The sequence below is a fragment of the Alsobacter sp. genome, from assembly GCF_059501845.1.
This window is the reverse complement of the sequence record NZ_JCACDK010000018.1, coordinates 1456241-1476207: the sequence shown is the minus strand read 5'-3', so window position 1 is coordinate 1476207 and position 19967 is coordinate 1456241. Positions and strand designations below refer to the sequence as shown.

Genomic DNA, 19967 nt, shown 5'->3' with positions numbered 1-19967 from the left:
GCTTTTAGCCGAGAGCGCGCCCCGGCCCGGCCGCCGGGTCTGCCACATCGGCGGAGCGTGTTCCAAACAGCGCTTCGCGCTCCGCAGGGGAGGACTCGAGAAAGGGGTAGCGCGTCACCACGCGGGCGCGGGCCTCTTCGTAGTCCACGGACATCAGGCTGATCGGCTTCTTCAGGCCGGGATAGGCTACCGCATCGACCAGAACGCGATGACCGAACAGGCGCCGGTAAAACGCCTGGTGTTCGATCCGCACCGTTGCAAGCAACATCTGCGCATCGAACCATGCGCAGGCCATCCAGGCCAATCGAACGGTCGCATAGGGAAGCTCAGGGTAGCGGCGCGAGTAGAAGACATCGGTGACGAACCGGGTCGGGTCTATGATGGTTTTCCCACTGTCCAGCTCGGGCCGGAGGGCATGGCCGAAGACCTGCAGGGCCGGCATGCCCGGGGATTCTCGTCCTCCCACATGCATGCGGATGGAACTCGCCAAAACCCCATCGAGATAGACGCCAAACGTCCAGACGTTGGGTGAGTCGTCGTAGCTGTCGGCAAAGCGCCGCAACGGGTTGGGCTCGATGGCACCCTCCCTCAGATACGCGGCGTATCTCAGTCGATAGACTTCTTCCAGGCCCTGCGGAGGTATCCGGCGCGCGGATGCCTGGCTCAGGAAGCCGGCAATTCGTGTATTGAAGCCGTTCAGGCCTGTTCTTCGCGCTTCCATCGGCAACCCCGCTCCGCATAGGCGAATGATCGAGGCAACCGACAGATTACTCAAGGCCGCATAGATAAACGTGATGTTTGCGGCAGCTTAATAGTCAAGGCTTCGGTTAACTCGGAAACGGGGCAAGGCTTGCATAAATAGTAGCCTTGCACCTCGTCGACATAGGGCTCTGCTGCCACGAGCTCGAATTGCTCTTGGGTCTCGACCCCCTCTACGACCACTTTCATCCCGAGGTCCGCGGCAAGTCTGGACGTGCCACGCAGAAGTGTTGTCGTACGTTCGTTTGTCCCCAGGCCTTTCAGGAACGACCTATCGATCTTGATCTTGTAGAAACGGAACATATGGAGGTAGCTCAGGCTCGAGTATCCGGTCCCGAAATCGTCCAGCGTGATCTTGACGCCCATGTCGCGCAGCGTCTCGAGAGCGAGCCGCGTCAGGGGGAGATCCTGCAAAAGGACGGATTCGGTGACTTCCAGCTCGAGCCTGTCAGGCCTGAGGCCGGCCTCTTCCAGCGCTTGGCGCACTGCCGTGACAATTGTCCCCGGCCGGAACTGGATCGGTGAGAGATTAACGGCAACCGATACGTCCGACGGCCACTTTACACATTCACGGCACGCGGTGCGGAGCACCCATGCGCCGAGATCAACGATCAGTCCCATCTCCTCGGCAATGGGAACGAAGTCGCCCGGCGAGATGAGCCCCCGCGTCGAATGTCGCCAGCGGACCAGACCTTCGCACGTCTTGTACCTGTTGGAGCGTAGGTCCAGGAGCGGCTGGAAATAGACCTCGAAATCTCCCTTCTCGATCGCGGACCTCAGGTCGTTCTCGATGTTACGGCGCACCTGCGCGCGTACCATCATCTCGCTCTCGAAAAACTGCCAGCTGCCGCGCCCCTCCAGCTTCGCCTGGTAGAGGGCCATGTCCGCGTTCTTCAGCAACTGGCCGGCGTCGTGTCCGTCCTTCGGGCACATGGCTATGCCTACGGTCGCGCCGATCACGAGTTCATGGTGATCGATACGGTAGGGCCGACTCAGCCCCCCGATCAGATCCGCGGCGAGCGCCTCGATCTCGTCCTTCTGCACCGATTGGTGCAGGATCACGAACTCGTCCCCTCCGAACCGTCCCACGACGCCCCGACCGAGCGCCAGCGCCTCGAGCCGCTCGGCCACGAGGCAAAGGAGCCGGTCGCCGGTCGTGTGTCCCAGCGTGTCGTTGATTTGCTTGAAGTGATCCAGATCCACGAAGAGCACGGCGAACCCGGCCGCGCCATAGAAATAGCCGCCCGCGGGCTTCAGAAGACTCCCGAGCTCCTCCTCGAGGACCGTGCGATTCGGTAGTCCGGTAAGGGCGTCGAACCTGGCAAGATGCCGGATCCGTTCCTCGATCTTTTCCCGCTCGGTGACGTCCTCGACAAGCATTAGGGCGCCGCCGTCGTGCTTCTTCTGGAACGCGATCTCAAGGATCCTGTCTTCCCGCGACCTCAGGACAAGCCGTTCTTCGAATTTTCCGGACAGCCCTGCCGTCAGGGCGGACACGACGTTCCCCGTTGAGCCATACTTCTGGGATCCGAGGGGAACCGCCTCTCGAACCAGGGCCTCCAGAGAAAAATTCGAGTAATCGGTTGTGGGGTTGAGAAGAAGCAGTTCGACGAAGCGCGTATTGGCCACCAGAAGTCGGTGTTCGGCCGTGAACATCGCCAAGCCGTGCGGCATATTGTTTAGGGCGGTGTCGAAGAGACGGGCCAGGAAACCGAAATCATGGGCACGGTTTGCAGAATCGAGCAGGACGCCCCGAAGCCTCACCGCGATGAACTTCGTGCTGAGGAACAGAGGCAGGAGGACGATGAGGATCACCGCCGCATACTGATAGCCGCTGATCACGAGAGCCCCGGACAGTGGGATGGCGGCGGCGGCGATCTGAGCATTGACCAGCGTTTTGCTTGAAAAGTTCCTGCCGGCTATGCCCACCACGTAAGCGAGCACCAGCGCAAAGCTCAGCAGCCGGACGAACCCGTCTTCCGTGAGCCAGAAGCAGGCGAAACAGTAAGCGCCGAGCAAGGCAACGTGCGTGACGGCCCCGACCGTATAACGCATCTCCCACCGCCGGACCGTCGCCATCGAACGGCCGGGTCCCAACGAGTTCGCGTAGCGGCGCATGTCGACGCTACGGATTACGCCGACCAAGGTGATGGCGGCGGCAAAGCCGAACAGGACGTATTCGCCTGTCCAGACTGCCGAAATCAGCGTCGTCAGTACCGCTGCAGTCACACCGATAAAAAAGGACCGACCGTCGAGGTACAAAGCATCCACCAAGGATGCGTAAACATCTGGTGGGAACTGGTAGGGCGTTGACGAGGCTTTCGGAACTGACTGCATGCGTATTCTCAGAGCCTCTATGACAGTACACTCCGGAAGTGAATGAATTCAAACCCTGGGGAGGGCAGGCAAATGGATGAGCTCGAGCCTCAGCTCCCAGTACCTTGCTCAGCGGAGGGCCGCCGACGCCGGAATGCGCTGAAAGCGGCCGCATGCGCCTACCTTGGAACGAACGAGAGGCGGTACCGTCGTTCCGCATTGCGATTGTTTGGTTAGCGGGGACTTAAGGGCGGCAGATCAACCTTGCAGTCGCTGCCGGGGCCGGCTGGCAACCCGTCATTTCGCCAACAGCACATTCACCGGGAGCAATCTCGGCTTCAACCGCAACGATGTGGTCTTTGGGACCTCTACCATCTTGGCTGCATCAAGGTTTTTGACAGCCCTACCTGGGAGCTGGGTGGGTCAAGCGGACGTTCGCAACGACCGCTACGGGTCAAGATTCCTCGTTTGAACAGGTCCGCCTCGCGCCAGAAGCCGAACTGCGGGCCTGGCTCTGGAGCAGACATTGGCCGGCTCAAGGAACTGCTTCGCTGGATTCAAGGCGGTCGTGGGTACAATCCTGTGGACGATCGCCGTGCCCGTTCCGAAACGGTCCACCCCTTTCCTGAGTACGGCAGAGCAGGTCGATCATTCATACTGAAACCGCTCGGACCAGCACCCCACAGCGGTCCCGCGGCGAAGATGCTACGCGACGTGCGGACCTGGTCGAGATCGTCTGGCAAGCGCGTGTCGCCAGCCGGGTCGCCTCGCAAGCTTCGATTCTTGCACAAGCCCCAGTCACATCCGAAGCTGCGGCCCGACTGGTTTTACCTCTCTTTACTATCGCGCCGGCTAGATCGCTGGGAATCTTCTTTGGCGGAGGAGGTCCAGTGGAAACGCTGGACCAAGAGCGAAGCCAAGCGCCGGCATCCGGGATCTGTCGTCTCTCACGCGCGGTACAGGTGCCGCCCGATGTCTTCGGATTGGCCTCAGACCGTTTCGCGGAGGGTGATATGTCCAAACGCAAGGTACTTGTCGTCGGCTCGAACGCCAATCGCATCGAAATCCAAGGTGGCGGGACCGGACCGACGGGCCAGTACCTGAACGAACTGGTCGTTCCCGTCATGGCGCTCATCGCCGCGGGCTACGAGATCGTATTCTCCACACCGAATGGAGAAAAACCCTTCATCGACCCGGTCTCGGATGAAGCCGTCCACTTCGGCAACGACGAAGAAGCCCATCTGAAGGCCAGACGCTTTTTCGATGACGACCCTTCCATGAACAACGTCAGCACGCTTCGCGCCACCATCGACGGCGGGCTCGACGGCTATGTTGCGTTCTTTACACCCGGTGGTCAGGCACCCGTCGTGGATCTGATGCAGGATGCGGAGCTCGGCGAAATCCTGCGCCACTTCCACGACCAGAAAAAGCCGACAGCGTTTCTCTGCCACGGTCCGATCGCCACCGCTTCTGCCATGCCAAAGGCCAAGGAGTTCAGGGCAGCCCTGATCGCAGGCGACCAACGGCATGCCGCCGAGGTTGCCAAAGACTGGCAGTATGCCGGGTATCGCATGACAGTTTACTCCGCCAGCGAAGAAAGGCCGATCGAAGACAACGTACTGCACGGGAAGATGTACTTCCACATGCCTGAAGCCCTCACGCTTGCCGGCGCCATCGTCACGACCGGACCCGATTTCGCGCCGAACGTGGTGGAGGATCGGGAGCTGATCACCGGGCAAAACCCCCACTCCGATCATCCCATCGCGAAGGCCCTCATTGCCGCGCTGGATCGGCACTGAAGCGGCTGTTCGGCTGAACTATCGCTCCGGAGGCTCCAATGGGACGTGAAGTACGGGTCGTGGCCGTCCTGGTCGCCAAGCCAGGGGTGCGGGACACCCTAATGACCTTGATCGACGGCATGGCCGGGCCCAGCCGAGCCGAGCCGGGCAACCTGAGATGGGAAGCCTGGCAGGATCGAGACGATCCGAACCGCGTGTTGCTCGACGAGGCGTATCGCGACGACGCAGCCGCGGCCGCCCACCACGCGACCGAGCACTACAAGGCCTATGCGGGCCAGGTCCGAGACCTCGCGGAACGGACCGTGATGTCGCTCGTGCCCCGCGACCTCCCGCAGGAGGCCCATTCGAAGGCCCCAGCATCACCAAGACAGGAGACTGAACCATGAAGAACGCAATCGGAGGACTTGTGATGTCACTCGCCGCATCCGCTCTCGCCACCCCCGGAATCGGCGCCCCGAGCCGCCCGGTCTCGATAGTCCTCGTGCATGGGGCCTTCGTCGACGCCTCCGGCTGGCGAACCGTCTACGACTCGCTGACGCATGACGGCTACGAAGTCCTCGTCGTCCAGAATCCCACCGTGACCCTCGATGGCGACGTCGCGGCCACCAGGCAGGTGATCGCGAAGGCCCACCATCCCGTGGTGCTGGTCGGGCATTCCTACGGAGGCGCGGTCATCACCGAGGCCGGCAACGACGACAAGGTGAAGAGCCTCGTCTATCTCGCCGCCTACGCGCCGGAAGTGGGAGAATCCGTCGAAACGGCGACCAAGCCCATCCCAGGTGAGTCCTCGGCTCCTCTCCTTCCGCCGCAGGACGGCTTCCTCCTGGTCGATCCCGCCAAGTTCCCGACGGCCTTCGCCGCGGACGTCGATCCCGGTCTGACGCACTTCATGTCGGCGGCGCAGGTGCCGTGGGGCTTGCCCGCGGTCCAGACGAAGATCACGCGGGCGGCGTGGAAGGACAAGCCGGTCCACTTCCTCCTGCCCACGCACGACAAGATGATCGCCCCGACCTTGCAGCGCATGATGGCGACGAGGGCGAAGGCGCACCTCGTCGAGATCCAAAGCAGCCATGCCGTGATGCTGGCCCATCCCAAGGAGGTGACATCCTTCATTCGGGACGCCGCGAAGCAGCTGGAGGGGACGGCGAGCGCCGCTCAGTAGCGGCTGCCGGGCGGGCGATCGGACGAGCCCTCGCCGGCGGCACGGCTCCGTCCCGCGCGTCCGATGCGATGCCGGGGGCAGGCGACACCCTGCTCCCGACGGGCCGCCGCCGGCGGGCCGGCCATCATGATCCCTCAACGCTCAATGCCGCGGAGACGCTGCCGTGACCGGACATGACATGGGTCTCTCCAGGCGGGGATTCTGCCTGTGTTGCGTCAGTGCCGGGGCCTTTGCGGCCACCGGGAGCTGGCTCAGCCCTCGCCAGGCTTTCGCCCAGGCCAGGAACGCCGTCGATGTCTTTCGCGAACAGGCGGGGCGGGCGCCGATCAATGTCCACAGGCTGCGCGGCGGCGTGATCGTGCTGGAGGGCTCGGGAGGCAACGTCGCTGCCTTCGCCGGCCCGGACGGCAAGGTCCTGGTGGACGCTGGCCTGACGGCATCCAAGCCTCGGATCCTGGACGCGCTGTCGGTGCTGGGAAACCAGCCGATCAGGCTATTGATCAACACGCATTGGCATTTCGACCATGCGGACGGCAACGAGTGGCTGAACGCCGAGGGCGCCACGATCCTGGCTCACGACAACACGCGCAAGCACCTGCTCGCGACCCAGCGAGTCGAGGACTGGGACTTCGACTTTCCGCCGGCGCCTCGCGGCGCCGTTCCGACGGAGGTCTTTGCGGACCGCCGGTCCGTTGCCATCAATGGCGCTACTCTCGACCTGGCCCATTACGAACCCGCCCACACGGACAGCGACATCTCCGTCCGGTTCGAGCCGTTCGACATCCTCCACACCGGGGACACGTACTGGAACGGCTTCTATCCCTTCATCGACTACTCGACAGGCGGCAGCATCGACGGAGCGATCGCGGCCGCATCGGCCAACGTGGACAAGGCAACGAAGGAGACGATCGTCATCCCCGGCCATGGATTTCCGGCAAGCGACAGGGCCGGCCTCGTCGCGTTCAGGGACATGCTCACGGCGGTCCGCACCCTGGTGAGCCGGCTGAAGGAGCAAGGCCGCAGCCTGGAAGAGACGGTCGCGGCCCGTCCCACCCGGGCGTTCGACGAGACGTGGGGCCGGTTCGCCGTCACGCCGGCCGTATTCACGAAGCTCGTTTACGAGGGGGTGTGAAGAAGGGTCACCTCAGGCGAAACGAGGCGCGAACGATCCACGCAGATCCCACCACGGCGCCGGTGACGGCCCAGCGCATGTTCTCAAACCGGGGAGCTTCCATGTCCTTCACCCACAACACGTTGAAGGAGAACGTCCGCGTTCGGTCGGCCTCGCTGCTCAACCGGCACCTGGCGGCAGCGATCGACCTCCACGCGCAAGTGAAGCAGGAGCGCTGGAACGTGAGAGGTCCAGGCTTCTTCGCCATCCACGAGCTGTTCGACCGGATCGCCTGCGAGGTGGAGGACTACTCTGACCTGCTTGCCGAACGGGCTCAGACGCTCGGCTTCGCGGCGCTTGGAACGATTCAGCGGGCGGCTCCGAACAGTTTCCTAGTGAATTATCCGCTGGAGATCGCGGACACGCGTGAGCACCTCTTTGCGGTCGCTGGAGCCCTGGCGGCGTTCGAGCAATCGGCGCGCGATGAGATCGACGCAACCGCCAGCTTCGGCGACCCGGAAACGGCCGACGTCTTCACGGAGATCGGGCGCGGATTGTCCAAGCAACTCTGGTTCGTCGAGTCCCACTTGGCGGCGCACTAGGGTCGCGCCCAGTGGCCACGTGGGCACCGCCGTGCTCCTACCACGTCTCGGGCCGGGGAACGTTGGCTCGGAGCCTCGCCTTTACCGCAGGGTTCGTGGACACGTGTGGGTTCATCGCGCTGTTCGGATTGTTTACGGCCCACGTGACCGGCAACCTCGTCCTGATCGGGGCTGAACTCGTGGGCCCTGATCGCGGCATTCTGACGAAGCTCACGGCCCTGCCCACCTTCGTCGCGGTGGTCGCCGGCACGCGTTTCACGGCTGGCCGCCTGGAAGCCGCGGATATCTCGCCGGTCCGGCCGTTGCTCCTGCTCGAAGCGGCGCTGTTGTTCGGGTTCATGGCTCTTGGCATGGCGATCGAACCTCCCCGCCACGCCAACGCGTGGCCTGAGATGGCGGCTGGACTCGTCGGGGTCGCCGCTATGGCCGTTCAGAATGCCGCGGCCCGCATCCTCTTCGCATCAGACCTGCCATCGACGGTCATGACCGGCAACGTCACGCAGGTAGTGATCGATCTGGTGGACCTGTGCCGGCCTCAGCCAAATCGCGAGCGCGCCAAGATCGTGGCGCGCGTCGCGAAGACAGCCCTCGTCGTTGGCTCGTTTTCACTGGGCGCTTTGTCAGGGGCGTACGGATTTTCGACGTGGGGCTTCGTCTGCCTTGCCGTGCCCGCGCTGCTCGTCCTGGCCCTCGGCACATTCAGCGGACGGCGGTAATCCCGTGTCGAGCCTTTCACTGATCACCGTTCTCGTTTCTGCGCTGGTCAGCGTTCTCACAGGCTACATCGGCTCATTGCTGAGCATAAACCGTCAGAGACGCAGCGAACGACGCGTCTATGGCCTCGCGCTCCTTGCCGAGATCAAGGCCATCCAGCGCGGCCTTCTGCGTTACAGCGCCAACATCGGTCGATATTCGGGAGAGACGCCGGAACTCTCCAATCGACTTCGGCACCAGTTGGCCTTGTGGCGTCACGACCTCTCGGTCTATGCCAACAGCTCGGGCCGCATCGGGCTTTTCTCGGTGCGCACAGCCATCGAGATCATCGAGTTCTACCATCGGATCCGCTGGCTGGACGCGCTGATCGGAGAGCTGGAAGACCGGGATCTGTGCACCCCCGAAATATTCGCCCAATGGATCAAGCAGCACCAGGAGTCGCTCCGTCGCGCGCGGCTTCACGGACGGTATCTCAGCCGTTTGCTGCTGCGCGACGTCCCGGCCACCTGGCCGGAAATCCTCATGGCGATCCGTTCGGGTCGTCTGAAGCGCCCGCCTCTCCGCCACTTGTTGCGGGTTCCCTTCTGATACTCTTCTCGGCCGAGAAGGCTGTCGGGAGCAGACCCGTCGGATCAGCCCCGAGCAGCCGGCGCATCAACCCGCTTGCCTGCGAAGGCGGCGTGGATCTGGGCGACGACTGCGGCTCCTTCTCCGACCGCGGCCGCCACCCTCTTGGTGGACCCTGCGCGGACGTCGCCTACCGCGAACACGCCGCGGCGGCTGGTCTCGAGAGGAAAGGATCCGGGCTCCGCGCCGGTTCGGATGAAGCCCGCTTCGTCCAGCGTGAGGCAGTTGCCCAGCCAGTCGGTATTGGGGTCGGCGCCGACGAACAAGAAGAGGTGCCGCAGGGACCGGCGCTCCTCGGCTCCGGACGCACGGTTCCTGAAGACCGCCCCTGTCAATCCGGTTTCGCGGTCGCCATCGAGTGCAACAATCTCCGTCTGGCGGTGCAATTCGACGTTGGGGAGTGCCTGGATTCGGTCGATCAGATACCGGGACATCGAACTCTCGAGGCCTGCACCTCTCACGACCAAGTGCAGCTTTCCTACGCGGGGGGCCAAGAAAACTACCGCCTGCCCGGCCGAGTTGCCTCCTCCGACAAGAGCGACCTCTTGGCCTTCGCAGAGACGCGCTTCGATTGACGAGGCCCAATAGGACACTCCGGCTCCCTCGAAGGCCGCGAGATCGGCGATAGCCGGTCGCCGGTAGCGCGCTCCGGAGGCGACGACAACGGCTCGGGCCTGTACCATGGCACCTGTCGAGAGCGCGATTCCGAAGGGACGCTCGGTGACCCCGCAATCCAGCGATAATGCTTCGAGTGGAATGGCAAGCTCGGCGCCGAACTTCTGGGCCTGGCTGAACGCGCGGCCGGCGAGGGCATGACCGGAGATTCCGGTCGGGAAACCAAGGTAGTTCTCGATCCGGGCGGAGGCGCCCGCCTGGCCTCCCATCGACCTGCAGTCGACAACGAGCGTGGAGAGGCCTTCCGAGGCCGCGTAGACCGCCGTGGCCAGCCCTGACGGGCCGGCTCCGATGACGGCAACGTCGTAGACCTTGCCAGGGTCGAGATCTGGCAGCATTCCCAGGCACGTCGCTGCCTCCGCGTCCGCCGGGTTGCGAAGGACGGTCCCGTTTGGGCACAGGAGCAGCGGCAGGTCAGCGCTCGCCACGCCCAGCTTCGCGACGAGTTGGCGGGCTTCGTCGTCCCGTTCCACGTCGATGATCGAGAGGGGGTGGGCATTGCGTGCCAGGAAACCCTGCAGGCGCAGGAGATCGGCCGAGCCTGACCGCCCGACCAGGACGGCGCCGGCATTCTGGCTTTCGAGCAGGCCGACGCGGCGCAGGATCAGCGCCCGCATCATGATCTCGCCGATCTCCGCAGACCCGATCAGAAGCGCCCGCAGATGGGGCGCATCGAAGGGAACAGCGGTGCAGCCTTCCGGTCCGGCTCTCCCCATCACGAGGGATGCCCGTCCCCCAAGTTGGCTGACCTCGCCGGAAAACTGGCCTGCCCCTTCCCGCACGATCGGGGTCGTCCGTCCGAGGCCATCCTGGCGGGAGACGTCAATGTGGCCTTCGGTGACCAGCCAGATCGGAGCTGCCCGGTCCCCGACGTTGTAAAGAGCAGCGCCCGGCTCGAACCGTCTCGGTTCGCCACTGGCGAACCGCATCGCGACGGCAACCTGTGCTGCGTTCAATGTTGGAAAGATCTGATCTCGTCTTGTTTCAGCGACGCTCATTTCCCGTCCCCGAAATGGCGCTCAGCGAGACGCCTCAGCTCAAGTTTAGTAGAGAAGAGCAGCATGCCCCCAGTAAGGCAAGATATGCTCTTCCAGGAGATAATTCTGATTTTCCAGACTAATGCAGAGGCGCCGCCTTCGCCAATCGTGATCGTCGGGATTTACGAGTTTTTACCTGCTGCAGATCGGATTTCTCCTTAGGCTGGCAGGGCTGAACGACGTCGGAGGCTAACCGTCCCGGTCCTCATCGCGAACACGCCCTCACGGAAAAGCCGATGAAAACGCCTGATCTGAACCTCTCGCGCCGCGAGTTCGTGGCCGGCGCATTGACCACCGTCGTGCTCACGGCAGCACCCCCGACGTTAGCCAGGGCGGCTGTCCCTGAGGCTTCGGCGGACGCGGTCCACGCCATCCGGATCGCCTTGCACGTCAACGACACGAAACACGCCCTGACGGTTGATTCCCGGACGACGCTGCTGGACGCGCTGCGCGAGCACTTGCACCTGACCGGCACGAAGAAGGGTTGCGACCACGGCCATTGCGGGGCTTGCACGGTTCACTTGAACGGCACGCGCATCAATTCCTGCCTCAGCCTCGCCGTCATGCACGAGGGCGACAATGTCACCACGATTGAGGGGCTGGGCACGCCCGACAAGCTCCATCCTCTTCAGGCCGCCTTCATCAAGCACGACGCCTACCAGTGCGGCTATTGCACGCCCGGGCAGATCTGCTCGGCCGCCGCGCTCGCCGCCGAGGTGAAGAAGGGCGTGCCGAGCCACGTCACCGCCGACCTGACCGCGCCGATGGGTCTCGACAACGCCGAGCTGCGCGAGCGCATGAGCGGCAACATCTGCCGCTGCGGCGCCTACTCGAACATTGCCGAGGCCATCACCGAAGCGACGGGAGCGCTCTGATGAAGCCCTTCACCTATGAGCGGGCGAAGAGCCCGGCAGATGCCGTGCGAGCCGTCACCACGACGCCCGGGGCCCGCTTCATCGCCGGCGGCACGAACCTGCTGGACCTCATGAAATTCCAGATTGACACGCCGGCCCATCTGGTCGACGTGCGTGGACTGCCCTTCACGACGATCGAAGACACCAAGGACGGTGGGCTGCGCATCGGCGCGCTCGTCACCAACACCGACCTCGCCTCGCATCCACGTGTGAAGCGCGACTACGGCGTGCTGTCGCGAGCCATCGTGGCCGGGGCCACCGGCCAACTGCGCAACAAGGCGACGACAGCCGGCAACCTGCTGCAGCGCAACCGCTGTCCCTATTTCTACAACACCGACATGCCCTGCAACAAACGTCGACCAGGCTCTGGTTGCGCAGCGCTGGAGGGGGTCTCGCGCTCGCTGGCGGTCATCGGTACGAGCGACAAGTGCATCGCCCAGAACCCCGGCGACATGGCGGTCGCCCTGCGGCTGCTCGATGCCGACGTCGAGGTGCTGGATGCCTCCGGCAAGACGAGAAGCGTCCCGATCGCCGATTTCCATCGCCTGCCTGGCGATACGCCGGAACAGGATTTTGCGCTCGGAAATGGCGAGCTGATCACCGCCGTGACGCTGCCGCCCCCGCTCGGCGGAACGCATCACTACCACAAGGTCCGGGATCGCGCGTCCTACGCCTTCGCGATCGTCTCAGTCGCGGCCGTGCTCCAGAAGGACGGCAGCGGGCGGGTCGCGTTCGGAAGTGTCGCGCCGAAGCCCTGGCGCATGACGGCGGCGGAAGCGCTCCTCCCCCAAGGGCCTCCGGCCGTCACGGGGCGGGCGTTCCAGGGCGCCAGGCCAACGAAGGACAACGCGTTCAAGCTCATCCTGGCCGAGCGGACGCTCGCGCTGGTCATCGACGAAGGGAGGCGATGAGCCATGGAGTTCATTTCCCCAGCCGGCCCGAACCCCATCGATCGCCAGGCGGTGGTCGGACGCCCCACGTCGCGCGTCGACGGTCCGTTGAAGGTCACGGGCACCGCGCCCTACGCCTACGAACGCCATGACGTCGTCGCGAACCCGGCCTACGGCTGGATCATTGGCTCTTCCGTCGCGAAGGGGCGCATCACTGCCATCGACACGACTGCTGCTAAGGCGGCAGCCGGCGTGGTTGGGATCATCACAGCCCTCGAGTACAAGCCGGCCGATCCTCCGTCGCGGCAGGCCGCGAACCTCTTCGGAGGTGACGAGATCTCCCACTACCACCAAGCGGTGGCGCTCGTCGTCGCCGAGACTTTCGAGCAGGCCCGGGCGGCCGCTGAACTCGTCCAGGTCCGCTATGACACGTCGAACGCGACGTTCGACCTTGCCGCCGCGGCGACGCTTGCCAAGCCAACGGCCGACGCCAATGAAGGGCCGAATGCGAAGGTGTACGACCGCCTGGGCGACTTCGAGGCGGCCTTCGCAACGGCGCCCGTCAAGGTCGACGAAACCTACACCACGCCGCACCAGACGCACGCCATGATCGAGCCGCAAGCCTCGATCGCGGCCTGGCAGGACGGCAAGGTCACGGTGTGGATGTCCACGCAGATGGTGAGCTGGACCCAGACGGGACTCGCAAAGATCCTCGGCCTGCCGGAGAGCGACGTGCGCATCGTCTCTCCCTTCGTCGGCGGCGGCTTCGGAAGCAAGCTCTACCTGCGGGCCGATGCCCTGCTGGCGGTGTATGCGGCCAAAGCCCTGAACCGTCCCGTGAAGGTCACCTTGCAGAGGCCCTTGATCATCAACAACGGCACGCACCGCTCGGCCACGATCCAGCGGATCAGGCTCGGCGCGGGCAGGGACGGCAAGCTCACGGCGATCGGCCACGTCGGCGCGAGCGGCAACCTGCCGGGCGGGGCGCCCGAGGGCGCGGTCGCGCCGACGAAGCTTCTCTACGCGGCGCCCAACAGGGAGATGTTCCTCACCCTGGCGGAGCTCCACCTCGGCGAAGCCAACGACATGCGCGCACCCGGCGAGGCTCCCGGCCTGATGGCGCTCGAGATGGCGATGGACGAGCTCGCGGAGGAGCTTGGTATCGATCCTGTCGAGTTGCGCATCCTCAACGATACGCAAACCGACCCGCGCGACCCGAACCGGAAGTTCTCCGAACGTCACCTCGTCGAGTGCCTCAGGACCGGGGCGGACAAGTTTGGCTGGTCGCGGCGCCATGCGAAGCCGGGCTCGGTCCGCGACGGCAAGTGGCTCGTCGGCATGGGCGTGGCGGCCGGCTTCCGGCTCAACCTCCTGACGCCGTCCGCGGCGAGGGTCCGGCTCGAGACGGACGGCCGGCTTACCGTCGAGACGGACATGACCGACATCGGAACCGGGAGCTATACGATCCTGGCTCAGACAGCCGCCGAGATGATGGGCGTGCCGATCCAATCGGTGACCGTGAGGCTCGGCGACTCGGCATTTCCGAGGGCGGCCGGGTCCGGAGGGCAATGGGGCGCCAACAATTCGACCTCCGGCCTCTACGCCGCCTGCGTCAAGCTGCGGGACTCCGTGGCGGAAAGGCTCGGCATCCGCGGCAACGACGTCCAGTTCGCGGACGGCAAAGTCTCATCGGGCGGACGATCGGTGGCACTTGCCGACGCAGCGAAAGGCGGCCCTGTCGTGGGCGAGGACGGCATCACCTATGGCGACCTCGACAAGACCTATGTCCAGGGCACCTTCGCGGCTCAGTTCGCCGAGGCCGGCGTCGACAGCTTCACCGGAGAAGTTCGCGTGCGCCGCATGTTGCAGGTGGTCGATGCCGGCCGCGTCCTCAATCCGCTCACCGCCCGCAGCCAGGTGATCGGAGCCATGACGATGGGCGTGGGCGGCGCGCTCATGGAGGCGCTGGCGGTCGATCCGCGCCACGGGCTCTTCATCAACCACGACCTCGGGGGATACGAGGTCCCGGTCCACGCCGACATCCCGCACCAGGAGGTGATCTTCCTCGACCATCCCGATCGCTTCTCCTCGCCCATGAAGGCGAAGGGGATCGGCGAGATCGGCCTGTGCGGCGCGGCGGCTGCCGTCGCCAACGCCGTCTATAACGCCACAGGCGTGCGCGTACGAGACTACCCGATCACGCTCGACAAACATCTCGGAAAGCTGCCTCCGATCTCGTGAACGCCGTCCGAAGTCGCCGGAGGAAGTCATCGGCATCGTTAGAGCGGTCACGCTCGTCGTCGTTGCCGCGGTCATGTCCGGGCCGCCTCCGGTCGGCGCGGCGGACCGGGCGGCGCCAGCCGCAGTTCCTCGATCGGGAGACGTGATCCCTCGTTCGGTCCGCATAGCCGGGGTCGATGATCTGCCGACACCCCGGGCATTTGGGCTCGTCGTGATGGACAACCAGATCGTCATCGTCGTCGAAAGCGGCTCGAGAAAGGTGGTGCAGGTGTACTCCCAGCCTGAACCGGACAGCGTCTCGACAGGCATGGGTCCCTGGAATATAAAAAATGGTATGCCGCTACTGACTCACGCGCACCGGGTTGAGGGCAGCGCACACATCAGTGAGCCGATCGAGATGGGCGACGTCCGGATTGAGAACCGGATGATCGAACCCGCGTTTCTGAGGCCGGCCGTGTTTAAGAGTCATGCCGTCGTCGTGGCTTTGAGCGGTCGCTCACCTGTGCGCAGGAGAGCTCAAGGACTGACCCGCCAAGGCATGATCCGCCCCGGAATGAGCTGTGTTGAACCTTTCGGTTTCAATGAAACCGAAGTCGAAATTGCCGCTCCGATCGAGTGTCTCTACGTCTATCTGGCGCCTGAATTGGTGAACCGAAGCACGCTGCAGGACTTTGGCATCGACCCAAGCGGCACTCAGCTCGCATATGCAGGCGGGCTCACAGACCCGTTGCTCGTCGAGGTTGCCACGTCTCTGAAGCGGATCATGAGCAGGAAGCCTGACGCTGTCGATCGGCTTTTCGTCGACGGCGTAAAATCAATGCTGGCTGCCCATCTCATTCGAAACTATCAGATCAATCGCTGGCGCCCGCCATCTGAGCGGCCAACCCTCCCGTACGCCAAGCTGAAGCGCGTGATCGACCTCATCGAGGCGAAATACCGGTCGCCGATCAGCCTGAAGGAACTCGCCGGTGAGGCCGCGCTCAGCGAATACCATTTCTCACGCCTGTTCCGTGAGGCGACAGGCCTTTCACCCTATAACTACGTCGTAGGCCGTCGTATCAGCGAAGCGCAAGCACGCCTCGCAAAGTCGGATCGAAGCATTGCAGAGATTGCTTTCGAGGTGGGTTTCGGCAGCCAATCCGCTTTCAACCGAGCCTTTCGAAAGTACGCGCGTGTAACACCCGGTGACTTCTTGACCCGAGAGCGCAAGCGGAGTTGATCGTCCACATCGAGAGCCAATCAAGGCTGGTGAGCGTCGCTCGGTCCGGAAAGGGCGGCGCACCTCACCTGCCGGCCAGCTCATCACTCGGATCTTGACGCGGGGAGCGCAACGTCGCCTCGTCGCGCGGGCCACAAATTCACATGATTCGTATGTAGAGCGCCATCGGTTCACATGATGGCATATGTCGGCTGAGCAAGAAGCGCTCCAGATACAGCAAGAATGGCGAATACAAACCCGCATGCCAGGCTACAATCTTGCTGCATGTCCCACTTTCACGAGCATAAACAGCGTACGTTTCGGATTGACTTGGTCCGCATTGCAGGCAGTGCATTCGTCACCTCACCAATTGATCAAAAGAAGCGATCTTGGGAGTGATGCTCATGACCCTTCCAGCCGCCCCGTAGGTTGCAGATCATGACGAGAAGCCCTGAGAGCGCCGCCAATGTGGCCAACGTGACTTATGTTTTCGGCGAGCACGTCTTGCGTCCGTCCAGCCGGCTCTTGCTTCGGGCAGGGACGCCCCTCCGCATTGGTTCGCGCGCCTTCGAGCTCTTGACGACGTTGGTCGAGCGCGCGGGCGAGACTGTGTCGAAAAGCGAGCTCATAGCGCGGGCCTGGCCTCGCACATTCGTGGAAGAGGCCAACCTGAAGGTCAACATCGCTGCGCTCCGCCGAGCCCTAGGCGTGACCCCCGGCGGGGAACAGCTTATCGTGACGGTCCCCGGGCGAGGCTACCGCTTTGTATGTCCCGTCGAACGGGACGTCTCGAGTCCGGTCGCTGGCGCGTCTGCCACCATCAGCCCGGTGCGCTCAAGGGTTCCTCGCATCTTGGGCAGATCCGACGAGCTCGAGGTCATCGCGAAAGCGCTCACGACGTCCCGCCTGATCTCCGTGGTCGGGCCGGGCGGCATCGGCAAGACGACCGTCGCGATTGCCGCCGGCAATGCCGCGTCGGCCGCGTTCCCCGACGGAGTGGGGCTCGTCGACCTCTCCACGATCGGCTCTCCCCAGTTCATCGTCGTCGCATTTGCGTCCGCATTTGGAATCACACCGAGGGGAGTCGATCCGCTCGCCTGCGTTCTTCAGGCACTAAGAAACAGGCGAATGGTGATTCTGATCGACAATTGTGAGCACCTCCTGCCCCATCTCCGGCCGATTCTGCAGCGCCTGCTCAAAGACCTCGAATGCGCAACGATCATCACGACGAGCCGCGAGCCGCTCGGGATTTCCGGCGAGATTGTGGTGCGTCTCGACGGCATGCGGTGCGACACACCCGCGAAACCGTCGGCCCATGAAGCCGGTCAGTATTCCGCAATCCAGTTGTTTGCCGAGCGCTCCAGAGAGCGCAGCGGTTTCGTTTTGACGGACCAGAACGCACCCCAGGTTGCAGCAATCTGCCGTCGTCTCGATGGCAACGCGCTTGCGATCGAGTTGGCTGCAACGCAGACGACCCAGCTCAATCCTGTTCAGATCCTTGGATCACTCGATGACTGCGTCAGATTTCTTCGCCTCGGACCAGTTGATGCGCCGATCCGCCAGCAATCTCTGGCAGCGACATTGGACTGGAGCTATCGGCTTCTCTCTGCGGCCGAAGCAGCGCTTTTGCGAGCCGTTGCATTGTTTGGACGGAAATTCAGCGAAGGGGACGCCACTGCACTCTCCGACATGGAAGACCATGCGGTGAGGAACCTTCTCGGGCACCTGACCAGAAAGTCCCTTATCATTCTGCATTGCGATGGCGCAGAAACACGCTTCCAGATGCTGGAGGCAACCAGGCGCTATTGCATCGATCGCCTTCAACTTAGTTCCGAGTACAACGCCCTACGCCGACGTCATGCGGAATACGTGTGCACGATTCTGGAAAGATCGACGGTTGAGTGGGCGCAAACACCGGCAGTCAATTGGGGAGCAGAATATTCTCCGCTGTTGGAGGAGCTATCGCTTGCGCTCGACTGGGCCGGCATCGACGAGAACGACCGTCCGTTGCTTATTCGATTGACGGTGTCTGGCACGATCCTCTGGAACCATTTTTCGTTGCACCAAGAGTGCCGCAGTCGAACACGTCGCGCACTCGACGACGTGGTGACGACGGAGTTTTTCGGCTCCCAAGTCGAAATGAAATTACTTGTAGCGTATGTGGGGTCGCTCTACACGACCCGTGGGGTGTCTGACGCGTCATACCAGTATATCCAGCGCGCGCTCGATCTGGCCATGCAGATCGGCAGCACCGCAGATCAGGTGAGTTGCCTCCATCAGCTTTATATACATAACATTGTGGCTGGGCGGCTTACGCTGGCCATGGAGCAGATCAGGACAATAGTCGCTATCGCTCCGCAATCCGATCCAACAACACAGATGGCCGAAATCGCATTTGCCTTGCTCGAATTCTGGATGGGACAATTCGGGACATCGAAAGAGCGACTGTTGAAGGCCGTCAAGCCAAGCCGAAAAACGATCAACAATGCTCGCCGCGCTCAGTTTCTATACGAGCAAAACACCTCCGCCCAGAACGTCCTCGCCAATGTTCAATGGGTGACGGGCTATCCGGACACTGCTGCGGAAACTGCTCGCAGCGCCATAGACGGGGGTCTCCAGCTGAAGCACGATCTGTCGCTGATCGGCGTGCTCGCGGTCGCCGCTTGCAAAGTGGCGTTTCTGAACGGCAACGACGAAGATCTTGACGCGCATCTCGTTCTTTTCGAGGAAGCGCTCGCGCGCAGCGGCCTGGAAACGTGGCGGCCTTGGGCGAGGTTCTACCGTGGGACGCAGGTCTGCTGCAGCAGTGCACCCGATCGGGAGCACGGCCTCGACATTATCGCAGGTTCAATCGTTGAACTCGTCGAGATGAATCATCGTCAGCGTTTGCCATTCTTGCTTGCTGTCCAATCAGAATTGCTTCTGAGGTTCGGCCGGATCGATGAAGCGACGAGGATTGCCTGGCAGGCAGCGGAGCGGGCCGAAGTCCAGCAGGAATATTGGTGCATGCCGGAAATTACGCGCATCCGTTCAGCTATTCTGGCCGCCCGTGGCGAAATGAACTTGGCCCTGTCGCTTCTCCAGGACTCGTATGGGCAGGCTCAGCGGATGGGAGCTCTTGCCTGGCAGTTGCGCATCGCCACAGATCTCGCAGCGGCACAGGCAAGCCATGTTCCACCTGAGGAGGCGGCAACCCTGTTGCGCGACACACTCGGTTTGTTCACCGAGGGCTTTGACACAAGAGATTTCGTTAGGGCCTCGGCTGTTCTGGCGGGCTTGAACAGGGAACCACGTCGCCGCCACTCGCGCCCGCAGTCTGTGGGTGCCGACATCGGCGAAGGCATTGACCGGATCCCGAAACACTCGTTTGACCGCTATCCGGCTTCTGCCCAGGCCGTCCGCATCGGCGCGACGCGTTCGGAGGAACCCCGCGGCTTAAGTTAGAGCCCCGCCGTCGTTCGCTCCTCGTGCAGGTCGGCTGTGCATGTTCCTCAAGTTACGCCAGTAGGAGAGGGACGCCCGCTATAAAGCTCGTTGTGACAGAGCGGACATCGCTGAGGTCCGCGTTGGGTCAGAATTTCCCGTTCAAGCTGGTCCGCCTAGCGCCATGTGCGGAAGTCTCGCGAGACGCCGTGAGCTGACGTAGCAGCAATGCAAGTGAGCTCACCCCCCCATGTATCCGTGGCGCGCACTGCGCCTGCGGGGCGGGACCTCGGCAGTCTTCGATGGTACCATCGTCCTGCACCGCGATACGATGCTCATGACGCCGCCCCGACGCCACATGAGCCTGGGTAGACTTCGGCTGATACGCTGAGGTGCAACGCCCGTTAAAAAGGAGAGCAGACCTTAGATAAGGCAGCAGCGGGTCAAGGCCGCGGCTCGAAGTCCTTCTAAGGCTAAGCCCTTGTCTCTAGAAGGGAAT

The 19967-nt window shown here is 63.2% G+C and carries 15 protein-coding genes; 12 read left to right on the top strand and 3 right to left on the bottom strand.

All coding sequences use genetic code 11. From position 1 onward, the window contains the following. Window positions 1–4 precede the first annotated feature (4 nt). Window positions 5–721 carry an N-acyl amino acid synthase FeeM domain-containing protein gene (locus tag AC5JCN_RS21805; protein WP_495757189.1) on the bottom strand — a complete coding sequence of 239 codons (717 nt, stop codon included), beginning with the start codon at window positions 719–721 and terminating at the stop codon, window positions 5–7. Between the two features lie 50 nt (window positions 722–771). Beyond that, window positions 772–3096, bottom strand: a complete 2325-nt coding sequence (locus tag AC5JCN_RS21800; protein ID WP_495757188.1) for a putative bifunctional diguanylate cyclase/phosphodiesterase — start codon at window positions 3094–3096, stop codon at window positions 772–774. Window positions 3097–4088: 992 nt separating this feature from the next. On the opposite strand from AC5JCN_RS21800, the gene AC5JCN_RS21795 reads away from it, so the two are divergent. The 7 genes from AC5JCN_RS21795 (at window position 4089) to AC5JCN_RS21765 (ending at window position 9051) form a co-directional block, all read left to right on the top strand. Further along, window positions 4089–4874, top strand: coding sequence for a type 1 glutamine amidotransferase domain-containing protein (locus tag AC5JCN_RS21795; RefSeq protein WP_495757187.1), 786 nt, complete (start codon window positions 4089–4091; stop codon window positions 4872–4874). A gap of 38 nt (window positions 4875–4912) precedes the next feature. Further along, entirely contained in the window at window positions 4913–5260 is a 348-nt protein-coding gene (locus AC5JCN_RS21790; RefSeq protein WP_495757186.1) for a putative quinol monooxygenase, read from the top strand. Continuing rightward, window positions 5257–6036 (top strand): alpha/beta fold hydrolase, encoded by a 780-nt coding sequence (locus tag AC5JCN_RS21785; RefSeq protein WP_495757185.1) that lies wholly within the window; start codon window positions 5257–5259, stop codon window positions 6034–6036. The genes AC5JCN_RS21790 and AC5JCN_RS21785 overlap by 4 nt, the downstream gene beginning before the upstream one ends. 178 nt (window positions 6037–6214) lie before the next feature. Beyond that, window positions 6215–7168 carry an MBL fold metallo-hydrolase gene (locus AC5JCN_RS21780; RefSeq protein WP_495757699.1) on the top strand — a complete coding sequence of 318 codons (954 nt, stop codon included), beginning with the start codon at window positions 6215–6217 and terminating at the stop codon, window positions 7166–7168. A gap of 77 nt (window positions 7169–7245) precedes the next feature. Further along, the gene (gene dps / locus AC5JCN_RS21775) at window positions 7246–7749 is read left to right on the top strand and encodes a DNA starvation/stationary phase protection protein Dps (RefSeq protein WP_495757698.1); all 504 of its coding nucleotides are present in this window, start codon (window positions 7246–7248) and stop codon (window positions 7747–7749) included. Window positions 7750–7760: 11 nt separating this feature from the next. Then, window positions 7761–8465, top strand: a complete 705-nt coding sequence (locus tag AC5JCN_RS21770) for a YoaK family protein (RefSeq protein WP_495757184.1) — start codon at window positions 7761–7763, stop codon at window positions 8463–8465. Window positions 8466–8469: 4 nt separating this feature from the next. Further along, window positions 8470–9051, top strand: a complete 582-nt coding sequence (locus AC5JCN_RS21765) for a hypothetical protein (RefSeq protein ID WP_495757183.1) — start codon at window positions 8470–8472, stop codon at window positions 9049–9051. 44 nt (window positions 9052–9095) lie between these two features. Here the strand turns inward: AC5JCN_RS21765 and AC5JCN_RS21760 are convergent, their stop codons facing one another. Next, complete coding sequence (locus tag AC5JCN_RS21760) at window positions 9096–10763, bottom strand: FAD-dependent oxidoreductase (protein WP_495757182.1); 1668 nt, start codon at window positions 10761–10763, stop codon at window positions 9096–9098. A 275-nt stretch (window positions 10764–11038) separates the two neighbouring features. Between AC5JCN_RS21760 and paoA the strand changes: the two genes are divergently transcribed. The 5 genes from paoA (at window position 11039) to AC5JCN_RS21735 (ending at window position 19489) form a co-directional block, all read left to right on the top strand. Further along, on the top strand, window positions 11039–11677 hold the full coding sequence (gene paoA, locus AC5JCN_RS21755) for an aldehyde dehydrogenase iron-sulfur subunit PaoA (RefSeq protein ID WP_495757181.1): 639 nt from the start codon (window positions 11039–11041) through the stop codon (window positions 11675–11677). Continuing rightward, window positions 11677–12627, top strand: coding sequence for an FAD binding domain-containing protein (locus AC5JCN_RS21750; protein WP_495757180.1), 951 nt, complete (start codon window positions 11677–11679; stop codon window positions 12625–12627). Before paoA ends, AC5JCN_RS21750 begins: the two co-directional genes overlap by 1 nt. 3 nt (window positions 12628–12630) lie before the next feature. Next, the gene (gene paoC, locus AC5JCN_RS21745) at window positions 12631–14847 is read left to right on the top strand and encodes an aldehyde oxidoreductase molybdenum-binding subunit PaoC (protein WP_495757179.1); all 2217 of its coding nucleotides are present in this window, start codon (window positions 12631–12633) and stop codon (window positions 14845–14847) included. A gap of 214 nt (window positions 14848–15061) precedes the next feature. Further along, a complete protein-coding gene (locus AC5JCN_RS21740; protein ID WP_495757178.1) occupies window positions 15062–16066 on the top strand; it encodes a helix-turn-helix domain-containing protein in 1005 nt (334 codons plus the stop codon). Between the two features lie 417 nt (window positions 16067–16483). Next, the gene (locus tag AC5JCN_RS21735) at window positions 16484–19489 is read left to right on the top strand and encodes an ATP-binding protein (protein ID WP_495757177.1); all 3006 of its coding nucleotides are present in this window, start codon (window positions 16484–16486) and stop codon (window positions 19487–19489) included. Window positions 19490–19967 lie beyond the last annotated feature (478 nt).

Bases quoted from the DNA above. Each gene is read 5' to 3' on its own strand.
- AC5JCN_RS21805 (WP_495757189.1), bottom strand. From the start codon at position 721: ATGGAAGCGCGAAGAACAGGCCTGAACGGCTTCAATACACGAATTGCC.
- AC5JCN_RS21750 (WP_495757180.1), top strand. From the start codon at position 11,677: ATGAAGCCCTTCACCTATGAGCGGGCGAAGAGCCCGGCAGATGCCGTG.
- AC5JCN_RS21795 (WP_495757187.1), top strand. From the start codon at position 4,089: ATGTCCAAACGCAAGGTACTTGTCGTCGGCTCGAACGCCAATCGCATC.
- AC5JCN_RS21740 (WP_495757178.1), top strand. From the start codon at position 15,062: ATGGACAACCAGATCGTCATCGTCGTCGAAAGCGGCTCGAGAAAGGTG.
- AC5JCN_RS21780 (WP_495757699.1), top strand. From the start codon at position 6,215: ATGGGTCTCTCCAGGCGGGGATTCTGCCTGTGTTGCGTCAGTGCCGGG.
- AC5JCN_RS21800 (WP_495757188.1), bottom strand. From the start codon at position 3,096: ATGCAGTCAGTTCCGAAAGCCTCGTCAACGCCCTACCAGTTCCCACCA.
- AC5JCN_RS21735 (WP_495757177.1), top strand. From the start codon at position 16,484: ATGACGAGAAGCCCTGAGAGCGCCGCCAATGTGGCCAACGTGACTTAT.
- AC5JCN_RS21760 (WP_495757182.1), bottom strand. From the start codon at position 10,763: ATGAGCGTCGCTGAAACAAGACGAGATCAGATCTTTCCAACATTGAAC.
- dps (WP_495757698.1), top strand. From the start codon at position 7,246: ATGTTCTCAAACCGGGGAGCTTCCATGTCCTTCACCCACAACACGTTG.
- paoA (WP_495757181.1), top strand. From the start codon at position 11,039: ATGAAAACGCCTGATCTGAACCTCTCGCGCCGCGAGTTCGTGGCCGGC.
- AC5JCN_RS21785 (WP_495757185.1), top strand. From the start codon at position 5,257: ATGAAGAACGCAATCGGAGGACTTGTGATGTCACTCGCCGCATCCGCT.
- AC5JCN_RS21790 (WP_495757186.1), top strand. From the start codon at position 4,913: ATGGGACGTGAAGTACGGGTCGTGGCCGTCCTGGTCGCCAAGCCAGGG.
- paoC (WP_495757179.1), top strand. From the start codon at position 12,631: ATGGAGTTCATTTCCCCAGCCGGCCCGAACCCCATCGATCGCCAGGCG.